Genomic DNA, 17,536 nt, shown 5'->3' on the forward strand with positions numbered 1-17,536 from the left:
TGGGACTAAATTGCGAGTGATTCGACTGTTACAGTTCTTATTAAAAACAAATAACGGTTAACAAAAGCCTAAATACAAAGCCGAAAAACCAACAGTCTTATTTGAATCACTTTTTATTCTGATCCCATTATTTTTAAAATACATGACTGAAAATCTAACAACAAAGCTGATAAAACTTTATAGATCCTTTAAAGCGTTGTCTGGCAATCAAGTGCACGAAATCAAGCCTAACTGACAACGCTGTCAACTATTAATGACATAGTCGCGATAATAATGTCAAGCAGGGTTGCGGAAAGTGAGAACTTTGTAGATTTCTTGAGGTTAACTTTTATTAATGATTGATTTTTAACAACCGTTAGTTTTATCGGTCGTTGACTTTGCCGCGCAGAGATTTTGTTAGACCTCGTTTAGATTTATTATCCATTCTTCTTTTTTGAGAGCTTCTGGTTGGCTTAGTCGCTTTTCGCACTTTTTGAACAATGGTTGCAGCTTCAATCAGATTTTTTAATCTTGCTAATGCGGCCTCTCTGTTTTTCTCCTGGGTGCGAAATTCTTGCGCTTTAATAATAACAACACCCTCTTTGTTAATGCGACTATCTTTCAGCTTTAATAATCGTTCTTTATAAAACTCGGGCAATGTCGAAGCTTTGATATCAAAACGCAAGTGGATTGCGGAAGAAACTTTATTCACATTTTGTCCGCCAGCCCCTTGCGCTCGAATTGCAGACAGGTCGATCTCCTCGTCAGGGATGGTGACATTCTGTGAAATTTTAATCACTTAGGTAACTCCTTTATATAAATAATGCGCCAGATTTTTATTAGTCCGTTTTCCAGAACGCCAATTTTATAATCAATCAAAAAATGAGACAACTAAACGCCGATTAAGTATTTTAGCTGTTCATAGCACCATTTTTTTGCACCAAAATGTAACAATTCTGACGCGATTTATTCTAAAACTCATTATCCCTTAAAAACCGCTTATTTTTTAGTAAGCTAAAAAACGACAAATTTTGTCGCAGGAAAGCGTTTGATGGATGTATTTCAGGATATACTCAACACCCTTAATTTGAAAGGCGCACTATACTTTCGTACCGATTTCTCATCACCTTGGGCAATTAAGGTGCCTGACTTGCCTCAAGCCGCACGCTTTCATCTTGTCGTTCAAGGTCAATGCCATGTTAGTTTCGCGTCAGGAGAAATGACAGAGCTTGCGGCGGGCGATCTGGTACTAATTCCACGCGGCCATTCTCATGTTTTAGCTAACGAAAAAACTCATCGCGCTCCTTCATTGGAAAAAGTTCTCGAAAAATCTCGATACGATGGCAAAGGCGTCTTAGTTATTGGTAACGGCGATCCTGATGCGTCAACGCAAATGATTTGTGGTCACTATAGTTTTCGTCAAGGAGCTGACCACCCTATTTTGCGCGCACTACCTGAATACCTCGTAACCACCGGCACAATGCGAGCGAAACAACCTTGGCTGGACGATATGCTCAGGTTAATTGTGCGCCGAATTTTTTCCAACGATGTCGGTTCGGATGCAGTTGTAACTCGATTATCAGAAAGTGTATTTATCGAGTTACTTAAAATTGGAATCGAGCAAAGTGAGAGATTGAAACAAATACTCGCCGGATTTAATGATCAGCATATCAGCAACGCGCTAGAGTTAATTCATGCGCATCCAGAACACGGCTGGACAGTTCAAAGTCTGGCAAAGAAAATCGGCATGTCTAGAAGCCGTTTTGCTGATCGTTTTAACCAGCTTATCGGGATTGCACCGATGACTTACCTCGGCGATTGGAGAATACAAAAAGCGTTGTCTTTACTGAACGACTCACATTGCAGCGTGCAACAAGTAGCCAGTAAAACCGGTTACCAATCCCCAGCGGCATTCACGCGAGCATTCACTGGAAAAATGGGAATCACCCCCACTAAATATCGACAAAATTTCGCCTGAACATGCAGATCGTCCTGAATGATTTGCAGTTAATCCACATCTATTCACCCATTATTGCTCTACTGTCTTATCTTCCGTAAATTCATTTTTAAGCCCATTGAACATATTTCGTTGTAATCAATGGGCGAATTAAGTTGGCGCAAATAATAGCGTCACCTTACTTCGGCGAAATCAGCGCCGCCCCATCAATTCACTTTTGGAGTGTCATCAAAATGAGAAAATTTACTATCGCTACATTAATCGTATTCAGCACGTTTACGTCTCCAGTTTTTTCCGCAGACGAAAATAATACAGTGCCGGGTCTCACTGCTGCGGGTGCCGCTTTAGGCATGCACGGTATTGACCCGGTCGCATTTGTTAACATTAATAATCGAATCACGGGCACTGCAAAATACACTGGCGTCCACAATAATGTTGCCTATTACTTCGCGTCGAAAGAAAACCTGGAAATGTTCAAAAAGTCTCCACAAAGTTATGTTCCCCAAAATGGTGGCTTTTGCACCTTTGGTGTTTCAGTCGGCAAGAAGTTTGACGGTAACCCACGCTTTGCTGCGATTGAAGAAGGCAAACTCTATCTCTTTTTAAACGAAGCCATTTTCAAAGAGTTTCAAAAAGATCGCAAAGGAACAATTAAAAAAGCAGCGTCGAACTGGAAAAAAATTAAGCATGTCGCAGCAACCAAACTGTAATAGAAAGTTGGTTCAACAAAATGCTAATCATCATGATAAAACAGTTTAACCTTTTAACGAACAGGAGTTAGAAATGGAAACAGCCTATTTATATTTAGCACTCAGCGGTGTGCTTACAGTTCTCTTATGGACACCTTACATTTTAGCCAGAATGGTTTTGTGGGGAGTGCCGACGTTTTTAAATAACTACCCAAAAGGCTATCCTGCAGAGCAACCAGAGCCACCTTTGTGGGCACAGCGTTCACATCGGGCTCATTTAAATCTGGTTGAAACTATGCCGGCATTTATCGCAGTGATCGTTGCTGCAGGCAGTATCGTTCAAAACAACTTCGATGCCATCGCGCTTTGGGCTCAAGTATTTTTCTACTCCAGAATAGCTCATGCGCTTGTTTACATATTGGGAATTCCCTATTTGCGAACGCCGAGTTATTTAATTTCGTGGGCCGCTATACTAATGATAGGAGTTCAAGTTGCAGGACAAGTTAACTAATCAAGCTTACCCTGTTTTAAATTTTTGAAGATCTAGCGACTTGTTGTTCCGTTAAAATCAATTGATTGAAGGCAACTAATTGCGGTTGCCTCTCAATCATTCAAAAGCAACTTAGTCAGTATTTTTCCATTCAAAAAATCTTTGCGACAAATCTGATTCTCCACGCGAGATACATCACTAATAATACCGATAAATACGCCGATAAATAATAGGATTAATTATCGCAGTTCCATCGGTTCTTGTACTATATTCATAGAACAGGTTGTCCTATCGTTCCGAGCAATCGTTAGCATTTTTGTTTTACAAACTCACTATTATATTTATAGCAGAGGTCCACTCAGCAATGAACGAAACTAATTTGCTTATTTACCTGTCAGGCTGGCTAGGTGTGTCTTTAATTTTAGTTGGCTTTTCGTTGAACGTATTAGTTAAACGGTTCACTTCAGAATCAAAAACATTTTTAATTGTGAATTTTCTGGGTGCGTCCTTGCTCGTTGCGAATAGTTATTTTTCTGAACTATACCATTACACATTATTGAATGCCTTTTGGGCAACGGTAGCTGTCGTCGGACTGATAAAAAATCACGCCACTGACAATGCTGATGCGAAACAATAAATCAACGACGGATGTGGTTTCATTTACAAATTATCTGCAAGGAAATCTATCAACAAACGAATTTTGGGAGACAGGTAACGATTATTAGGATAAACAGCCCAAACCCCTTCGTTAGCAGCGCGATGATCATCAAGCAAAGATACTAACTCGCCGCTTTTTAAATAAGCTTGAACATAATAATCTGGCAACTGTACTACTCCCAAACCTTTCAACGCAGCATCGACCAGGGACAATCCGCTGTTACAACGTAAATTACCACTGACACGAAGTTTTCTTTCTTTTCCAGATTCTTTAAAAAACCAATAATCCAGAGTACCTAACAAACAATTATGATTTTCAAGTTCAGCCAGGGATTGAGGTTTACCATATTTATTCAGATAGGCTGGTGACGCACAAAGGTGACTCACTCTTTCTGCTAATTTCTTTGCCATCATGGTTGAATCATTGAGCTTACCGAGCCGAATTGCCAGGTCATAACCTTCTTCAACCAGGTCGACTTGCCGGTTACTTAAATAAGCCGTAATTTCAAGCTCAGAATATTCCTCGATAAAATTATTCACCAGGGGCAAAATCCGATGCTCTCCATAAGTCACCGGCGCAGTGAGTTTAATTTTTCCTTGTGGTCGTGTCTGTAAATTGGTGATCGCTCGTTCAGCCTCATCGAGTCCTTCCAAAACACCTCGACAATGCAGGTAAAAGACACGCCCTTCTTCGGTAAGCGATACTTTTCGAGTGGTACGATAGAACAACTTCACATTCAATCGCTGTTCCAATGCACTCACCTGGCGGCTTACCTGGGCCGTCGAAATTTGTAATTTTTTCGCAGCCTGAGTAAAGCTCTCGGTTTCAGCAACTTTGACAAATTCGCTAATACCTTCCCAATTCATGATTGTTACCATACAGTAAAAGTGAATTACTAAAATACTAGATTATCAATTAAGTAGAAACAAATATAATAGCGTCCATCACTAAATCAATTTGTTATTTTCTAACCCGTTTGACCCTGAAGAGTGAGAAACGACATGTCTGAACAATTTATTAAGTCAAAAGCGGCGATAGCCTGGGGGCCAAAACAGCCACTATCTGTCGAAGAAATCGACGTTATGTTACCGAAGAAAGGCGAAGTGCTAGTTAAAATACTCGCGTCTGGTGTGTGCCATACTGACGCTTTCACTTTATCAGGAGACGACCCTGAGGGCATATTTCCCTGCGTACTTGGCCACGAAGGCGGTGGTATTGTGGAGCATGTCGGCGAAGGCGTCACCGATGTAAAAGTCGGCGACCACGTTATTCCGCTGTATACGCCAGAATGTGGCAAATGCAAATTTTGTTTGTCTGGAAAAACCAATCTCTGCCAGAAAATACGCGAAACTCAAGGTCAAGGTTTGATGCCTGACGGCACCACACGTTTTTATAAAGATGGCAAACCGATTTACCACTATATGGGCTGTTCAACCTTTTCTGAATATACCGTGTTACCGGAAATTTCGCTTGCCAAGGTTAATCCTGCCGCCCCGTTAGAAGAGATTTGCCTGTTAGGTTGTGGGGTCACCACAGGTATGGGCGCGGTGATGAACACAGCGAAAGTTGAGCAAGGCGCAACCGTGGCTATTTTCGGTTTAGGAGGGATCGGATTATCGGCGATTATTGGGGCGACCATGGCGAAGGCGTCTCGCATCATTGCAATTGATATCAACGAATCGAAATTCGAGTTAGCGCAAAAACTGGGTGCCACAGATTGCATTAATCCACAAAACTATGATCGACCAATTCAGGAGGTTATTATCGAATTAACCGACGGCGGTGTCGATTATTCCTTTGAATGTATTGGCAACGTCAATGTGATGCGCTCTGCACTTGAGTGTTGCCATAAAGGTTGGGGCGAATCGGTCATCATTGGTGTCGCCGGCGCGGGTCAGGAAATATCCACTCGCCCTTTTCAATTAGTGACCGGCCGGGTATGGCGCGGCTCAGCATTTGGCGGTGTAAAAGGTCGTTCAGAATTACCAGATTATGTTGAACGCTACTTGAAAGGTGAATTTAAGTTAGACGATTTTATTACTCACACAATGAAGCTGGAAGACATCAACCATTCATTCGAACTATTACATCAAGGGGAAAGTATTCGCACAGTGATACATTTTGAATAGAGACTGTTTGAGTTTTTCGAGCTATTCCCATCCTGACCAACCGCACTTTAATTGAGCAATTGATTGAGTGCTTTTTTCAGCGCACCAGCCGGCGAAGACAAGTCGCCGGCCAGCTCATACTGGTGTGTTTTTCCTTTATAATTTAAGCCAATTGTCAATTTCGTTTGTGCCGCGCTAATCACCCCTAACCCAGTAGTAAAGCGTATGTATTTTACCTGCGGTACTACGCCAGCAGTCTGTTTTTCTATTCCCTTTTGAATATCTTTAAGCAAAATCTGTTTGCGTTTTTCTGCGGCAATAAAGTGTTGACGATTCACAACCACTTTTTGGCCCACATCAAGTTGTTTAAGCGCGCTAATTCCCTCGGCAATCTGCTGCTGTAAACTAGCTGGCATATGGTAGGTGTAGGTATAACTAAAGTTTCTGACGATTCGAACTCGGTAAGTATACCGATATCTTCGATAGCGCTTCAAAGTATCATTAAGCGCTTGTAGCATAAGCTTCTTAGCGGTGGCTTCATCAGCTCTTTTTAGCTGTGCCGATAACATGCGCATGTCTTTTATCGGCTCTGCCAGATCTCTTTGAATAGTCTTCATAACGCCGCCTTTAACCAGGTTCCAGGCTGTTTTTACTGCCCAGCGTCGCCCCCAACTTTTTGGAACACCACGGATAAAACGAGCAACCGCAACATGGACTCGCCGATTAACGATGCCGGGTAAATCATTCGCAGTGGTTATCAATTGTTGTGCGACGAAATTTTTAATGTTATTTAAGTCGAGAGTCACCTTATTGACATTTTCTGCGGCGTGGTCGAGTTCCTTAGTGGCCCTATCTACTTCGTTAGCAACATCTTTTCCCAATTGATTCAAACTATCCTGTAACGCTTTCGCGATACCTGGCTGGGGTTCTATTTCAATACTGGCAATAAGCGGCGCTTTCGGATTTCCCAAAATTATTTTCGCGTTGGCCCGGTTCCCAAATACGGACAACTTGTTTATTCCAAAGGTAATTCCCTGCTTATCAAACCTCGCCAATAACTCAAGTTGATCGGCTTTGTCCTTCGCGCGAATTCCCCAAGCGACAGTGCCCTTTATTTCAACCCCTTTGACGCCAATGTACAGGTCACCGCGAACTCGGAAAGCGTCGGTTAATTTAAATTCCAGGTAAGTTTTAAAATGCTGCTTGCTAATTTCCAGCCCCGCATTTGTTTCTGCGAGCATCTTATTACCGAAGGATAAATTTAAACTGCCGTCCACTGACAGTGCATCATTATTGATCTGAATGACACCAAGAATATTAATTGAAACCGCTTCGGCAATTTTTAATTGCCATTTAAAACCAGTGGCAAAACCGCCACTAGCGGTGACTGATAACCCAAACTGGCATTCGCCAGAGAGAACACCTTTTAAACCCGCCCCCGCTTTTAGTAAAACGATAAATCCTTTATCGCTAATTTCATCGCTCGGAACCGCGTGTAACGTCTTTATTAAACTGTTATCTTTCTCAACACCGATTAAAGCGAGCGCTTCGGAGTCGTTTAAAATTTCTTTTTGAAATTCAAGTTCAGTGGTAATACACCAGCTTGCTTTTAGTAAAGTTAACGGTCCAAAACTCAGTTCAACCTCGCCAATTCTGATCCAGTTGCCATTATGACGTAACGGGACAGCTTCAATAAAATAACTCGCATTGCCGGTTTTCATGGCATCTAATAAGCGAGCGGTGCTTCGGTAAACATTGAGTGGTGGTAAGGGTTTAGGTAATCCAATTTCGGCGCCACCTAAATAGCTCGGTAAGCAAAGCGCGTTTCGTCCTAAGGTAAACTCAAGTTCGAGGTTTTCCGGTTGCGGTTGTTTATGCAACAGGTAATCTGGATTTTTAAAAAAGTTAACCAGTTTCGAAAACAAACCAGCCAGATCAAAAATGGACGCCGAAGGCTGTGGATAAGACCAGTGACTGTTAATTTCCAGGCCCAACAAGTTCTTCAGATCCCATCCGAGTTTTTTATAAAACAACGGAATTGGGATCGGCAAAGCGGTGGGCGCTACAATCGTGGTGTCTTGCAAAGTTATTCGATTGCGTAACTGAACTCCACCTTCGTCAGGTAATAACGGCGCGCCCACTAAAGTAATTAAGCTGAAGGGATCAATGTGACCATCAATTTCAAGAATCGCCAATGAGCCACCAGCCATCTGTCCAAAAGCAAGTCGGTAAAAAGTGAAACCGAACAGCGTTGGACCAGTGAGTGATACGCCGGGAACGAGTAATTTTAATGGCTTGTCATCTTGTGTTGCGATGTTAAACCGAGTGCTACCTCCCCCGCCAACGCTAATTTCTACAGCCAGTGTTTCAGGGATTCTTATTTGCAAATAATCTTGAAAATCTTGCGGCAGCCGCTCGATAACTTTCTTAATATTTTCCAGCAGCTCCGCTAATAATTCCACCAGTTTAGGTTGCTTTTTCGCGAGTGCCTTTATGCCCAAAAGTTTTTCAAGTTGGTCATAAAAGTGCTCACTGCCAAAATCGACCTCAACCAGTTCAATAGCATCCGGTAACGAATTTAATAAGGTTTCGCTGATGCCAAGCTGTTTAAGAACAAACTTAACTGGCGTCATCGGTATTTTAATTGGCGTTAATCGTTCAAACGCCATTGAACCTTGCCAACTGCCGTTGCTATAACCAAACTCAGGGGTTTGTAATCGAAAACTGGCAAACTCACCGAATACCCAGTCAGACCACATTTTTCCATCGCGTTCATACATGGTTAAACTGCTAAACGGCGAGCTTAGTGGTCTGAGGCTGAGCTTTTTCGCCAGTTGCAATTCCAGTCGAAATGATTCATTGATAAATTGAATATTGGGTTCGTCCCCTTTGCGTCCAAAAAGATAATTAAGTTGTTGCGGCAGGCCGACCCAAAGTGTCTGTTTGATCGCGAGCGGTTTACTCAGATTGAGTTCGAGTGACTCAACCACAACATTCGGTTTTCCCAGCGACAGCACGCTTTCATCAGCGAAGGTTAATTTGAGTTCTGGAAAATCCGGTTGAGGTAAATTTTCCTTGGGTATGATTAATTTAATTCCTTTTGGACTTGCAGCGAAGCTCCCTCCCATCGCTTTGGGAAAATACTGTGATAACCAGTCAGGTAAATCATTAACGGTCAATTTCCCGGCTGCATTGATTTCCCAGGAAGCACTATCATTGGCTTCTGACTTTTTACCAGCGGCACGCAGATACAGCCTTAAGTCATCCAGCTCAATATCGAAACTGGGCGCATGAGGAATACCTTCTATCGGTAAATCGATAGCCGGTATATTTGGTGTTTTAACCGTAAAAATTAGTTCATTACCTTCGGTTGTATGCGCGAGTTGTAACTCGGCAGTTTCGTCAAACAAATGATCAATGGTGAGTTGAGCGTTACCTCTCACTCCCCACTCAGTACCTTGATTACCTAACCGGGTAAAAATCGAAAATTCATTGAGTTGTAGTTGGCCTAAACCGCCAAGATTACTCAATCGAATACTTTTTAAATAGCTAAAAACTAGCGATAATTCACTTTCTCCCTGTTGAGAGTTTTGCTGGACCGACTTTCTCTGAACAACTTCAACTTCAAATGCGTACTCCTCTCCCCATGCACTAATTCTCGCTTGCCCGAGCGTTTTCCATTGTTGCGCAGCAGAATCCCAGGAAATCTCCAACTTTTCACAGTTGAGATAAAGCTGTTCAGAGATTTTCGTTTGACCACTCAGTGATAGCTGGCAACTGGTATTCGCTTTTCCATCTTCTCTTGAAAAAGACCAGGCTAACCGGTTTATTTGCAGATTATTATTTTCTTCATTGCCAATGGGAAAAACAATTGGCCCATCTAACTCTCCCGCCAAACGATATTTATCGGCTTTTGGATTAAACTCGAAAGATAAGTCAGACAAACTTAAATCTGTCATACCCGGTAACAGTGGTAGCTTAAACCTACTGGCCAAGGTGCTAAAGTTCATAGCGAGGTTGCCGCTAAAAGCGAATAGTCCGGTAGAGTCGACATTGACAACGGCGTCATCTAAATTAATTTCCGGAATCATTTCGGGTAATGCGGGATAGAGTTCTCTCGCTATTTTTGTTAATGCTAAGTGGCTGATTCCGCCGCCAAATGAAAAGTCTTTTTTAAGTAGTCCAGCGAGTGGTATTTCAAAGTCGTCAACAACAACCGAACCACCCAGAGTAATTTCAAGACTCGATAAGCTACCGGAAAAACCAAGTCCTAATGACGGAGAACGCAACTTTATGACGCCAGGCAACATATCCCATTCGGTGTTGAGATCGATCTGAAAAAATAGTCGACTGATGGTTTTTTCTTCGATATCAAAACCCACTCCAAAAGCATTAATGGTAACCCCACTAACAACACCTAGAATTTCGGTGACAGGTTGGAGTGATTGCCCGCCAAATTGGCTGGAGAAATCAGCAAAATCTGATAGGTGGACTGCACGTTCTAACTCAAGATACCAATGAGATGGATGTGGAGGAAACGCAATGCTAATCGGCAAGTTGACTTTATTCCCTATCTGTAAATTCGCGGAGGCTTTACCGTTTATCTCGTTATTTTTTAGCTGCAAGCTAATCATTAGTTGTTTTAAAGCGAAATTATCAAAACTTGCGAAACTAATCGCAGAGAACCTTTCCAAATCGGCTTCTAATGCAATATCGCTTTTAACATTCGGACCGTTAAACACAAAACCTAATTTAACGACTCCCGTATTTTCCATCGAAAACTCGCCGCTTAGCCTTAAACGTGTTGCCGTTAGCGCTTGGTCGACATTTTGTAATTTGCCTGATTGCGGAAAGGGAAACGTGGATATCAGGTCGGCAACTTCAGGCAGGACGAGAATTAAGTCGCTGATAGACAATTGATTGTGATCGATTTTCTCATCCAGCTTTTCGTTCAACTGTTGGATATGCATTTTTGCTTCCGGGGTCGCTTTTGTTTTTAGTTTCTTATTCTAAAATCATTATTTTCAGAGTAACGATTGCGTCAGTTTTTATCTTTTTCCTTTTTATAAATAATCCCGCCGGCCGCAAGAAATAATATCGCGGTAATGGCTATACCAATCACGACATTATTTGATTTTTTCGCAGTTTTGTAGGCCGCAGCAGGATCAAGCATTTTCACTTGAGTCGAACCGGTTCTACTTAAGGGACGGCCTGTCGTTGGGTTAAATAATGACGCTTTGAAATCAATTCCCTCATGGGTTGTTCGAGATGTTTTCCTGATGATTTGCGCAATCTTTTTGGCGTTTGCTTTTGGCTGGAGTAACTTAATTTTTGCGGCAACATTTGCCACCATAGGCACAGCAAATGAAACGCCAGAATCCATGACATAGTTGATTGCTTCGTCATCTTGATAAGGTACGATATTAGTCGCATTAAACTCATCAACTTCGCTCAGGATCACACGGTTCATAGTCCCTGACCTTGTATCTTTCGGCGCGCCGCCGCCGTGAATGTCAGCATTGCTCGGACGAAATTGCGGAAAGTAGCCCGAAGGCGCCCAAACGTCGATTTCTCCGTACATACTTTGCCAGTGCAGTTGGCCGCGGCGAGTGCAGCCACCGACACAAAGTACGTGGTCTAACTTGGGCGCGTATCGCCGCCCCCTGCATAAATTCGATTCCTGTTCATCACCGGGTAATATCGGTCCATGATTGTTGCCGCTTGTCATGACAAAGAGAATATCAGGGTGTGCGGCGAGTAATTGCGAAAGCGTTGTTGATTGTTCGCCAACCTGAAAACTCGCTGCAAAATTGAGCGTTACTGAGCAACAAATTATCGAAACTTTTTCTTCTTCAATCGCATAAACAATTGCGTCGTACACATCGCGCATATTGTGGGTTGCGCTTCCGTGATGGTAGCCTATCGGTACATCAAGAATACGAATAGCCGGTGTGCCCCACCCTGCGCGACCAGCGACAAAGGTACCATGTGCCCCCAAGTTTTCGCGCCTGATTGTCGCTGGAAAAAATTCTCTGGCAGCGTGTTGCAGTTTATCGTTAGCACCTAAGTAGCCTTGAGCGATAACCGGGGTGTCGAGGACGGCAATTCTGACAGTTTTGCTATTCTTTTTACCAAACAGCTTAATAAATTCCTTATCGAGAGAATCCCAGTCGATAAGCTCTCCATCGCTATCGGCATGATGATAGTCAAGTACACGGTAAACGCCCTGACGCATCCAATTTTGAAGTGTTTCAGCCATGCTAGTCCTTTTCAGCGCATTATTTTGGATTAAATCCTCTGTATTCAAAAAACATTAATAAATTACATTGAAAATCAAGATGATGGACTGCTTAGGCGGGGTACTTAACTCAAGATCCTATAAAAACCATACAATTACATTGTAGACACAAAAAATTGCTTTTGGCTATATTTAAGCCATTTTATCTTAAGCCGTTTATCAAGCACAATCGATGGTTCATGTTGGTCAGCGTAGAATAAGCTTTTAGTTGTGACATTGGTTGACAGCAAACTTAATTTTGTTTGCTGTTCCTGTCGCTCTCTCTTCCAAGGGGAAATAAGCCCTTAAAACCGGCCAGGTAAAATGTGCGGAGTTACTACTGACATAAAAAAATTGGGCAGTATTGTTAATCAGTCGTTCAACAAGCTTCCTATTCAACAATATTTCAAAAGTCAAAGTTTTGCTATTTTCGATCAGGTTACTAACAACAGGAAAATCCTCGCTGTTAATGTTAAATGTTTCATCGATATGAATTTTTACATCGATAAAAGTTTGTTGCCGAATCGAGTGATTTTTTATCCAGTCAAGTTTCAACAGCGTGGGTGATAACTTCTCTTTGATTCTGAGGAAATAAACAGGCAATGGGTCTCCTTTTTTGCAAAATACTTGCGCAGTTATCACCTGGTGTTTTTTGCCGAAAAAGCTCTGTTTCTGCTGATTTTCCGCGACGATCCCATTCTCAACGGGCTCTAATCGCCACGGACTTGCCAACGGCGTTGAATTATCGATCTGCAATTCATGTAGTTCTTTTTCATTCAATTCGCGAATTGGAATATTCGGCGGAATTTTCGACGCTATCGCAACCAATTTCGGATCAATCCCCATGCTAATCACATAGTCAAGAATAACGGCTGCCACTAATTGAGTCGAAGAAATATCACCAATACTGGAAAAACTGCCAGCAATTTTTTTCGATTCTTTTGCTATAAAAAATTGATGTACACCATAGCTGCTTTGATGAGAAACACTTCGGGTCATTCCACCCAAAAACGCGTAGGCACATGCCGAGTAACAAACGCCTCCCGTGCCTTCACCTTCCCCGGAAAACTCAGAGCCAACATGAACATTGGCCTCCATTTTTCGAAGCAAATGACCGAGCCTTAAGCCAGCGCCGAGTTCCCCACCAAGGGAGTTCAATATGACGATCCCTCCAGTCCTCATATCGCCATTAGCAATCAGGCTCTCAAATTCAGCGACGGTTTGATTGGTTATGGTTCCCTGAGCGACTATCCAGGAGCAATGAGAACAGTTTCCACCGGAACTCATTTCCTTAAAGGTCATTGATTGTTCCGGCACAACGGAAATAACCGGTAAACTGACAAATAAAATAATCAACAATAGTGTCGCGAGTGTGCTGTTTTTATCCATTACTATAACTCCTTGTTTAGAGAATCCGTTTAACAACAACCCCATAGTCTATTTCACTGTGCAATAGATTTGCGCTTATCTAAGATGACTAAAAAAAACTCTCTCAACCGAAAGAACAGCTTTTAATCAAGAGAATAAGCTTAATCGAAAGAGCGGATCTCACTCGAAATGTCTTTAAGCATCTTTATAGCCTTAGCATCTAACTTATCTCGCGACGACAGGTCTTTGAGTTTGAGTTCAATTTGTTGTTTATCACAACTCGCGCAAGCTGCTAAAATTTCTGTTTGATACTCGGCGATATTTTTAATATTGCTCATGTAGTCTTTTAATGAAGGCGAAACCTTAAATTTCTCCCGTTGAGAATCGGGTAAAGACTTTTGCGCAATTAAGGCTAATTCACTGTTGGCGGTTAAAACTGAAAGCCGCTCAAAATAAGTCGCCTTTTCTTGATAGCGCTTATACTCCTCACTTCCCTTTTCGTAAGACGAAGCCACCTTGACATAATATTGAACCAAATTGTTGGAATCAGTGATGAGTTTTTTTACGTCCTGAGGCTCTTGCTTCGCTGCGAACCCAGCGAAAGCATCAATGGTTGATACATACTGAGGGTTAGCCTTATCGAATCCACCGATTGCAGTGCTTGACTCGGTAAAAGCGATTTTTAGACTATTAGCAGAATTTTGATAAACAATCAGATTCTCAGGTACATATAAAAAGCTGTGGCTTTCGGGTAACTTAAACTCACACTGATTGACTTCCAGCTCAACCATATTGCGTTCAAGATAATAACCGTCAAAATATTGCTCCAAGCGGAGTTCATAAGAAACATCAGAAGTATCATTCGCACAATCAGATTTAACCACACGACACCCGGCAATCCCCTGCTGGCTCGTTTTTCCACACTTAACATCAGTCACATTGCCAAATTGCGTATCGACGATAGTTAAAGGTACTCGGGCAATAGGATGAGAAACCCCGGCTTCAAAGGCATCTTGATGACGCGCATTCACTTTTACTTCAGTGACTCCCTCACCGAAAGCTGCGGCAGAATACAACCAGACAATGCCCCCTATCACAATTGGATGCTTAACGGTCATCATTGCTTTTCTCCTTTGCCATGGTTTTGATTAGCGTTATTATCTGCCGCTGGTGCAACCCCAGGATCAGCCGCAGTCTCAGGATCAGCTTTCGCTGTTTCACTTTTAGATTCATTGAGGCTTGACCTGAGAATTTGAATTAATGCTGTCAGCACAATAAGGATCGCCAGCAGTAACATGATCGAGTACCCCTTACTACCCCAAGCCCAGAAATTCCAAGCACTCACCTGCTCTACTTTACACTGTTTTAGCGATGCCGAGTTCACCACATAAGCGGTAAAAACTTCTTCAGTCAGCTCTTTATCTCCGGGTGATAACTCAACCCTGAAAACCGGGTTTAGATTGGCGCTAAATGCGGTAATGTTCCAGTCAATTTGTGGGTAGCGATTGTGAGTTTGCGCATCAGTTTGACAATGCTCTTTACCACTGGTGTCAGGACAAAAGCGAGCAACATCTTGATGAAGCAACCGATTATTTCTTCGGGACTGCAACATTTCGACTTTGTGCATGGGAACCTTACTTTTAAACCGCATCAGCATTTCTTCCGGAGCATCACCAAAAGCAAATACAGAAACATAGGCGAAAGATTTGCTGGTGTCTGATGAACCCACATTTGTTTCAAAGCGAGTTTCAATCGCTATACGACATTGGGCAAGCCAGCTCGAAAATATTTGCTCATAAAGCGATTTATTCGACGTAGCCAGCAAGGTCAGAAAACCAATCAAAACTAACACAACCGAATTTTTTATTATTTTTATGTAGTTCATACAGCTTCCATTTAAACAGCAATCATTGGGGCTTAGATTCTTGTCTCTTTATAATCGCGCAGCTACAAAACACACAGATGTAAGACTAGCAAGAATTATGCGGTCACAACCAGCAAATATACTAAAATGAGATTCTCAGTTTTCACCGAATAGTTAGCTTGTGGTGTCATCACTCTAGCTATCCTCCCATGCTTGTTTCTACTAATTAACCTCTAAATATTTCGTTCCTGCCAGGCCGTTGAAGACAATAATAAACTGGGAAAGTCTGAATCTAACTAGCAAATCCGATTTTGTTGATTACTTTCCCAATCGCGACCATTCAGCGCTTTGTTTCACTCGTACTTTCAGATCGTAGCGGAAAAATGTCGAGTGAAAACACTGGCTACACGGTGCTTCTAATTAGATGATCAAACGAGCGACCGAAACCCGCCATACACCATCCGTTCAGCATCAAAGATGGGCCTTGATGAACTAGTCAGTGGATTGATCAAATCTACCATCCTTGGATCGGCTGCGACTCTTTTATTTACAAGATCACGTGCCTCACGAGATTCGAATGCAACCCAGCCGAAGATGACGACTTCATCCTCTTTTGAACTTGCCGCGTCAAAAAAAGATCGGGTGCCTTCCAAATTTGAATTGTCACAAACATATTCTGAGTAATCGAGTGCGCCGTGTTCCTTCCAAATCTTCGCAACCTTTTCAACGACGTCTCTATACGTCTGTAGCTGGTCACTTGGCACAGGTAGAACAAACCCGTCGATATAGTGTGTCACGTTATCCTCCAGTCTTGTTACTAAATATTGTGTTCAAGCAATATCAGACACTCAACTGATAGTCGTTAAGTGTTTGCTCGATGTTCATTGATTTTATAGGTTAACCAATTTTGTTCAACTGCCTCTATAAACCACGGTATTTGAAGCCACAAAGAGACTCCATGAAATTTTTGAGGCAGTTCCTTAATTAGTTCTCGTGCAATTTCTCGGGCCGCCCGATTTGGGTGCGATGGAGCTTTTCCCAACTGAACTAACAAGGCCCCGACCATACCGCTAACCTTTAGTGGATTATTTACTTCAAAAATTTCAATATCAACTTTATCTGGGGAAAAACCGTTTTCATGACCCCAAAACATTTCTTCATTCGATAATCCTGACCCCATGACAAAAAGGCGTCCATCAAACTTATTTACTATTACACCCGAAGAGCCAACAAACCCAACTCGAAAGTACCAAAACTTTTCCTGCTCAACAACATTGCTATCAAACTCCGTTACAAAGTGACTTTTTTTGTAGTCCTCGACAATTGATTTTGCTTCTTCTAGAGTGATGGCCATATATACATTTAATGTCCTAGTAATGGGCTAAAAATTATAGGTTAATACTAAGCGAAGCGAAAACGAGTCACTAATTTTAAAACGTAACTTCTTATTAATCCGGATCATTATGATACTGGGTATTTGGTATTAAGTTTCTAGTGCCCCATTGGGTCAAAATATGCCTCCCATGTTAAAGCACCAGCCATTTTTGATTTAGCCTTTTTCATAAACATCATCGCATTTTCGTGAGAGGAACAATTCATTAATGCCACACCAAGGTTAAAAAATGCGTGCTTGTTTACAGTACCATGATCTATTGCTTTTCTAAGATACTCAGCAGCTTCTTTATGATTGCCCATATCACACAAAACAGTACCATAGTTTATTAGAGTGGTCTCATCATCAGGAGCCAAACTCAAAGCGCGTTCTAGTAGCCTTTTGGCTTCATCGAAGTTCAGATGCCATTTGGAACTATCTTTCCAAGTTTCACCTATCAATGATTTTACTTTCTTGTTTATATCTTCAATATTCATTTCGATACTTAACAGTGATTTTATTCAGCTAAAAATAAAGCCAACCAGTCAAAAACTAAGTTTGAGTAAATTCTTTTTGCTTTCAATAGATTATTTAAGTAGCCGTATTCTAGCAGGTTTGACTTTATGTTTTTACCAAATAAAGTCAATTGGCGTGTTTTTAAAAATAGATATTAGATTCAAGTGTTTAAGTGAAATTCGGCAACCTATCCAACGGCATAAAGCCAACTTTGTTTAATATAACGAACACGTTATAGATCGCTTTGTTGAATGAATT

The 17,536-nt window shown here is 41.8% G+C and carries 15 protein-coding genes; 5 read left to right on the forward strand and 10 right to left on the reverse strand.

What is annotated here, in order from left to right:
- Positions 1-361: 361 nt before the first annotated feature.
- Positions 362-778, reverse strand: a complete 417-nt coding sequence (gene arfB, locus FLL46_RS22220) for an alternative ribosome rescue aminoacyl-tRNA hydrolase ArfB (protein ID WP_142933878.1) — start codon at positions 776-778, stop codon at positions 362-364.
- Between the two features lie 252 nt (positions 779-1,030).
- On the opposite strand from arfB, the gene FLL46_RS22225 reads away from it, so the two are divergent.
- From FLL46_RS22225 to FLL46_RS22240, 4 genes are all read left to right on the forward strand, one after another.
- Positions 1,031-1,957, forward strand: a complete 927-nt coding sequence (locus FLL46_RS22225; RefSeq protein ID WP_210418796.1) for an AraC family transcriptional regulator — start codon at positions 1,031-1,033, stop codon at positions 1,955-1,957.
- A 134-nt stretch (positions 1,958-2,091) separates the two neighbouring features.
- Positions 2,092-2,646 (forward strand): YHS domain-containing (seleno)protein, encoded by a 555-nt coding sequence (locus FLL46_RS22230; RefSeq protein ID WP_210418797.1) that lies wholly within the window; start codon positions 2,092-2,094, stop codon positions 2,644-2,646.
- 73 nt (positions 2,647-2,719) lie between these two features.
- Positions 2,720-3,136 carry an MAPEG family protein gene (locus tag FLL46_RS22235; RefSeq protein ID WP_142933882.1) on the forward strand — a complete coding sequence of 139 codons (417 nt, stop codon included), beginning with the start codon at positions 2,720-2,722 and terminating at the stop codon, positions 3,134-3,136.
- A gap of 343 nt (positions 3,137-3,479) precedes the next feature.
- The gene (locus tag FLL46_RS22240; protein ID WP_142933883.1) at positions 3,480-3,752 is read left to right on the forward strand and encodes a CBU_0592 family membrane protein; all 273 of its coding nucleotides are present in this window, start codon (positions 3,480-3,482) and stop codon (positions 3,750-3,752) included.
- Between the two features lie 23 nt (positions 3,753-3,775).
- Here the strand turns inward: FLL46_RS22240 and FLL46_RS22245 are convergent, their stop codons facing one another.
- On the reverse strand, positions 3,776-4,639 hold the full coding sequence (locus tag FLL46_RS22245; RefSeq protein ID WP_142933885.1) for a LysR family transcriptional regulator: 864 nt from the start codon (positions 4,637-4,639) through the stop codon (positions 3,776-3,778).
- A gap of 135 nt (positions 4,640-4,774) precedes the next feature.
- Between FLL46_RS22245 and FLL46_RS22250 the strand changes: the two genes are divergently transcribed.
- Positions 4,775-5,902, forward strand: a complete 1,128-nt coding sequence (locus tag FLL46_RS22250; RefSeq protein WP_142933886.1) for an S-(hydroxymethyl)glutathione dehydrogenase/class III alcohol dehydrogenase — start codon at positions 4,775-4,777, stop codon at positions 5,900-5,902.
- 47 nt (positions 5,903-5,949) lie between these two features.
- Here FLL46_RS22250 and FLL46_RS22255 read toward each other — a convergent pair whose 3' ends face one another.
- The 8 genes from FLL46_RS22255 to FLL46_RS22290 all read right to left on the reverse strand — a co-directional run bounded on the left by FLL46_RS22255 (position 5,950) and on the right by FLL46_RS22290 (position 17,259).
- Positions 5,950-10,851, reverse strand: a complete 4,902-nt coding sequence (locus FLL46_RS22255; protein ID WP_142933888.1) for a hypothetical protein — start codon at positions 10,849-10,851, stop codon at positions 5,950-5,952.
- Between the two features lie 71 nt (positions 10,852-10,922).
- Positions 10,923-12,140 carry a S8/S53 family peptidase gene (locus FLL46_RS22260; RefSeq protein ID WP_142933890.1) on the reverse strand — a complete coding sequence of 406 codons (1,218 nt, stop codon included), beginning with the start codon at positions 12,138-12,140 and terminating at the stop codon, positions 10,923-10,925.
- Positions 12,141-12,383: 243 nt separating this feature from the next.
- Positions 12,384-13,547, reverse strand: coding sequence for a COG3904 family protein (locus tag FLL46_RS22265; RefSeq protein ID WP_142933892.1), 1,164 nt, complete (start codon positions 13,545-13,547; stop codon positions 12,384-12,386).
- A 140-nt stretch (positions 13,548-13,687) separates the two neighbouring features.
- A complete protein-coding gene (locus tag FLL46_RS22270) occupies positions 13,688-14,647 on the reverse strand; it encodes a hypothetical protein (RefSeq protein ID WP_142933894.1) in 960 nt (319 codons plus the stop codon).
- The gene (locus tag FLL46_RS22275; RefSeq protein ID WP_142933896.1) at positions 14,644-15,411 is read right to left on the reverse strand and encodes a hypothetical protein; all 768 of its coding nucleotides are present in this window, start codon (positions 15,409-15,411) and stop codon (positions 14,644-14,646) included. Before FLL46_RS22275 ends, FLL46_RS22270 begins: the two co-directional genes overlap by 4 nt.
- A 407-nt stretch (positions 15,412-15,818) precedes the next feature.
- Positions 15,819-16,187 carry a DUF1428 domain-containing protein gene (locus FLL46_RS22280; protein ID WP_142933898.1) on the reverse strand — a complete coding sequence of 123 codons (369 nt, stop codon included), beginning with the start codon at positions 16,185-16,187 and terminating at the stop codon, positions 15,819-15,821.
- Positions 16,188-16,252: 65 nt separating this feature from the next.
- Complete coding sequence (locus FLL46_RS22285) at positions 16,253-16,744, reverse strand: hypothetical protein (RefSeq protein ID WP_142933900.1); 492 nt, start codon at positions 16,742-16,744, stop codon at positions 16,253-16,255.
- A gap of 137 nt (positions 16,745-16,881) precedes the next feature.
- On the reverse strand, positions 16,882-17,259 hold the full coding sequence (locus tag FLL46_RS22290) for a tetratricopeptide repeat protein (RefSeq protein WP_142933902.1): 378 nt from the start codon (positions 17,257-17,259) through the stop codon (positions 16,882-16,884).
- Positions 17,260-17,536: the final 277 nt, after the last annotated feature.

This window comes from Aliikangiella coralliicola (assembly GCF_007004725.1).
Lineage (GTDB): Bacteria > Pseudomonadota > Gammaproteobacteria > Enterobacterales > Kangiellaceae > Aliikangiella > Aliikangiella coralliicola.

Coding starts and splice junctions, on each gene's coding strand:
- FLL46_RS22225 (WP_210418796.1), top strand. CDS start 1,031: ATGGATGTATTTCAGGATATACTCAACACCCTTAATTTGAAAGGCGCA.
- FLL46_RS22235 (WP_142933882.1), top strand. CDS start 2,720: ATGGAAACAGCCTATTTATATTTAGCACTCAGCGGTGTGCTTACAGTT.
- FLL46_RS22240 (WP_142933883.1), top strand. CDS start 3,480: ATGAACGAAACTAATTTGCTTATTTACCTGTCAGGCTGGCTAGGTGTG.
- FLL46_RS22245 (WP_142933885.1), bottom strand. CDS start 4,639: ATGAATTGGGAAGGTATTAGCGAATTTGTCAAAGTTGCTGAAACCGAG.
- FLL46_RS22250 (WP_142933886.1), top strand. CDS start 4,775: ATGTCTGAACAATTTATTAAGTCAAAAGCGGCGATAGCCTGGGGGCCA.
- FLL46_RS22255 (WP_142933888.1), bottom strand. CDS start 10,851: ATGCATATCCAACAGTTGAACGAAAAGCTGGATGAGAAAATCGATCAC.
- FLL46_RS22260 (WP_142933890.1), bottom strand. CDS start 12,140: ATGGCTGAAACACTTCAAAATTGGATGCGTCAGGGCGTTTACCGTGTA.
- FLL46_RS22265 (WP_142933892.1), bottom strand. CDS start 13,547: ATGGATAAAAACAGCACACTCGCGACACTATTGTTGATTATTTTATTT.
- FLL46_RS22270 (WP_142933894.1), bottom strand. CDS start 14,647: ATGATGACCGTTAAGCATCCAATTGTGATAGGGGGCATTGTCTGGTTG.
- FLL46_RS22275 (WP_142933896.1), bottom strand. CDS start 15,411: ATGAACTACATAAAAATAATAAAAAATTCGGTTGTGTTAGTTTTGATT.
- FLL46_RS22285 (WP_142933900.1), bottom strand. CDS start 16,744: ATGGCCATCACTCTAGAAGAAGCAAAATCAATTGTCGAGGACTACAAA.
- FLL46_RS22290 (WP_142933902.1), bottom strand. CDS start 17,259: ATGAATATTGAAGATATAAACAAGAAAGTAAAATCATTGATAGGTGAA.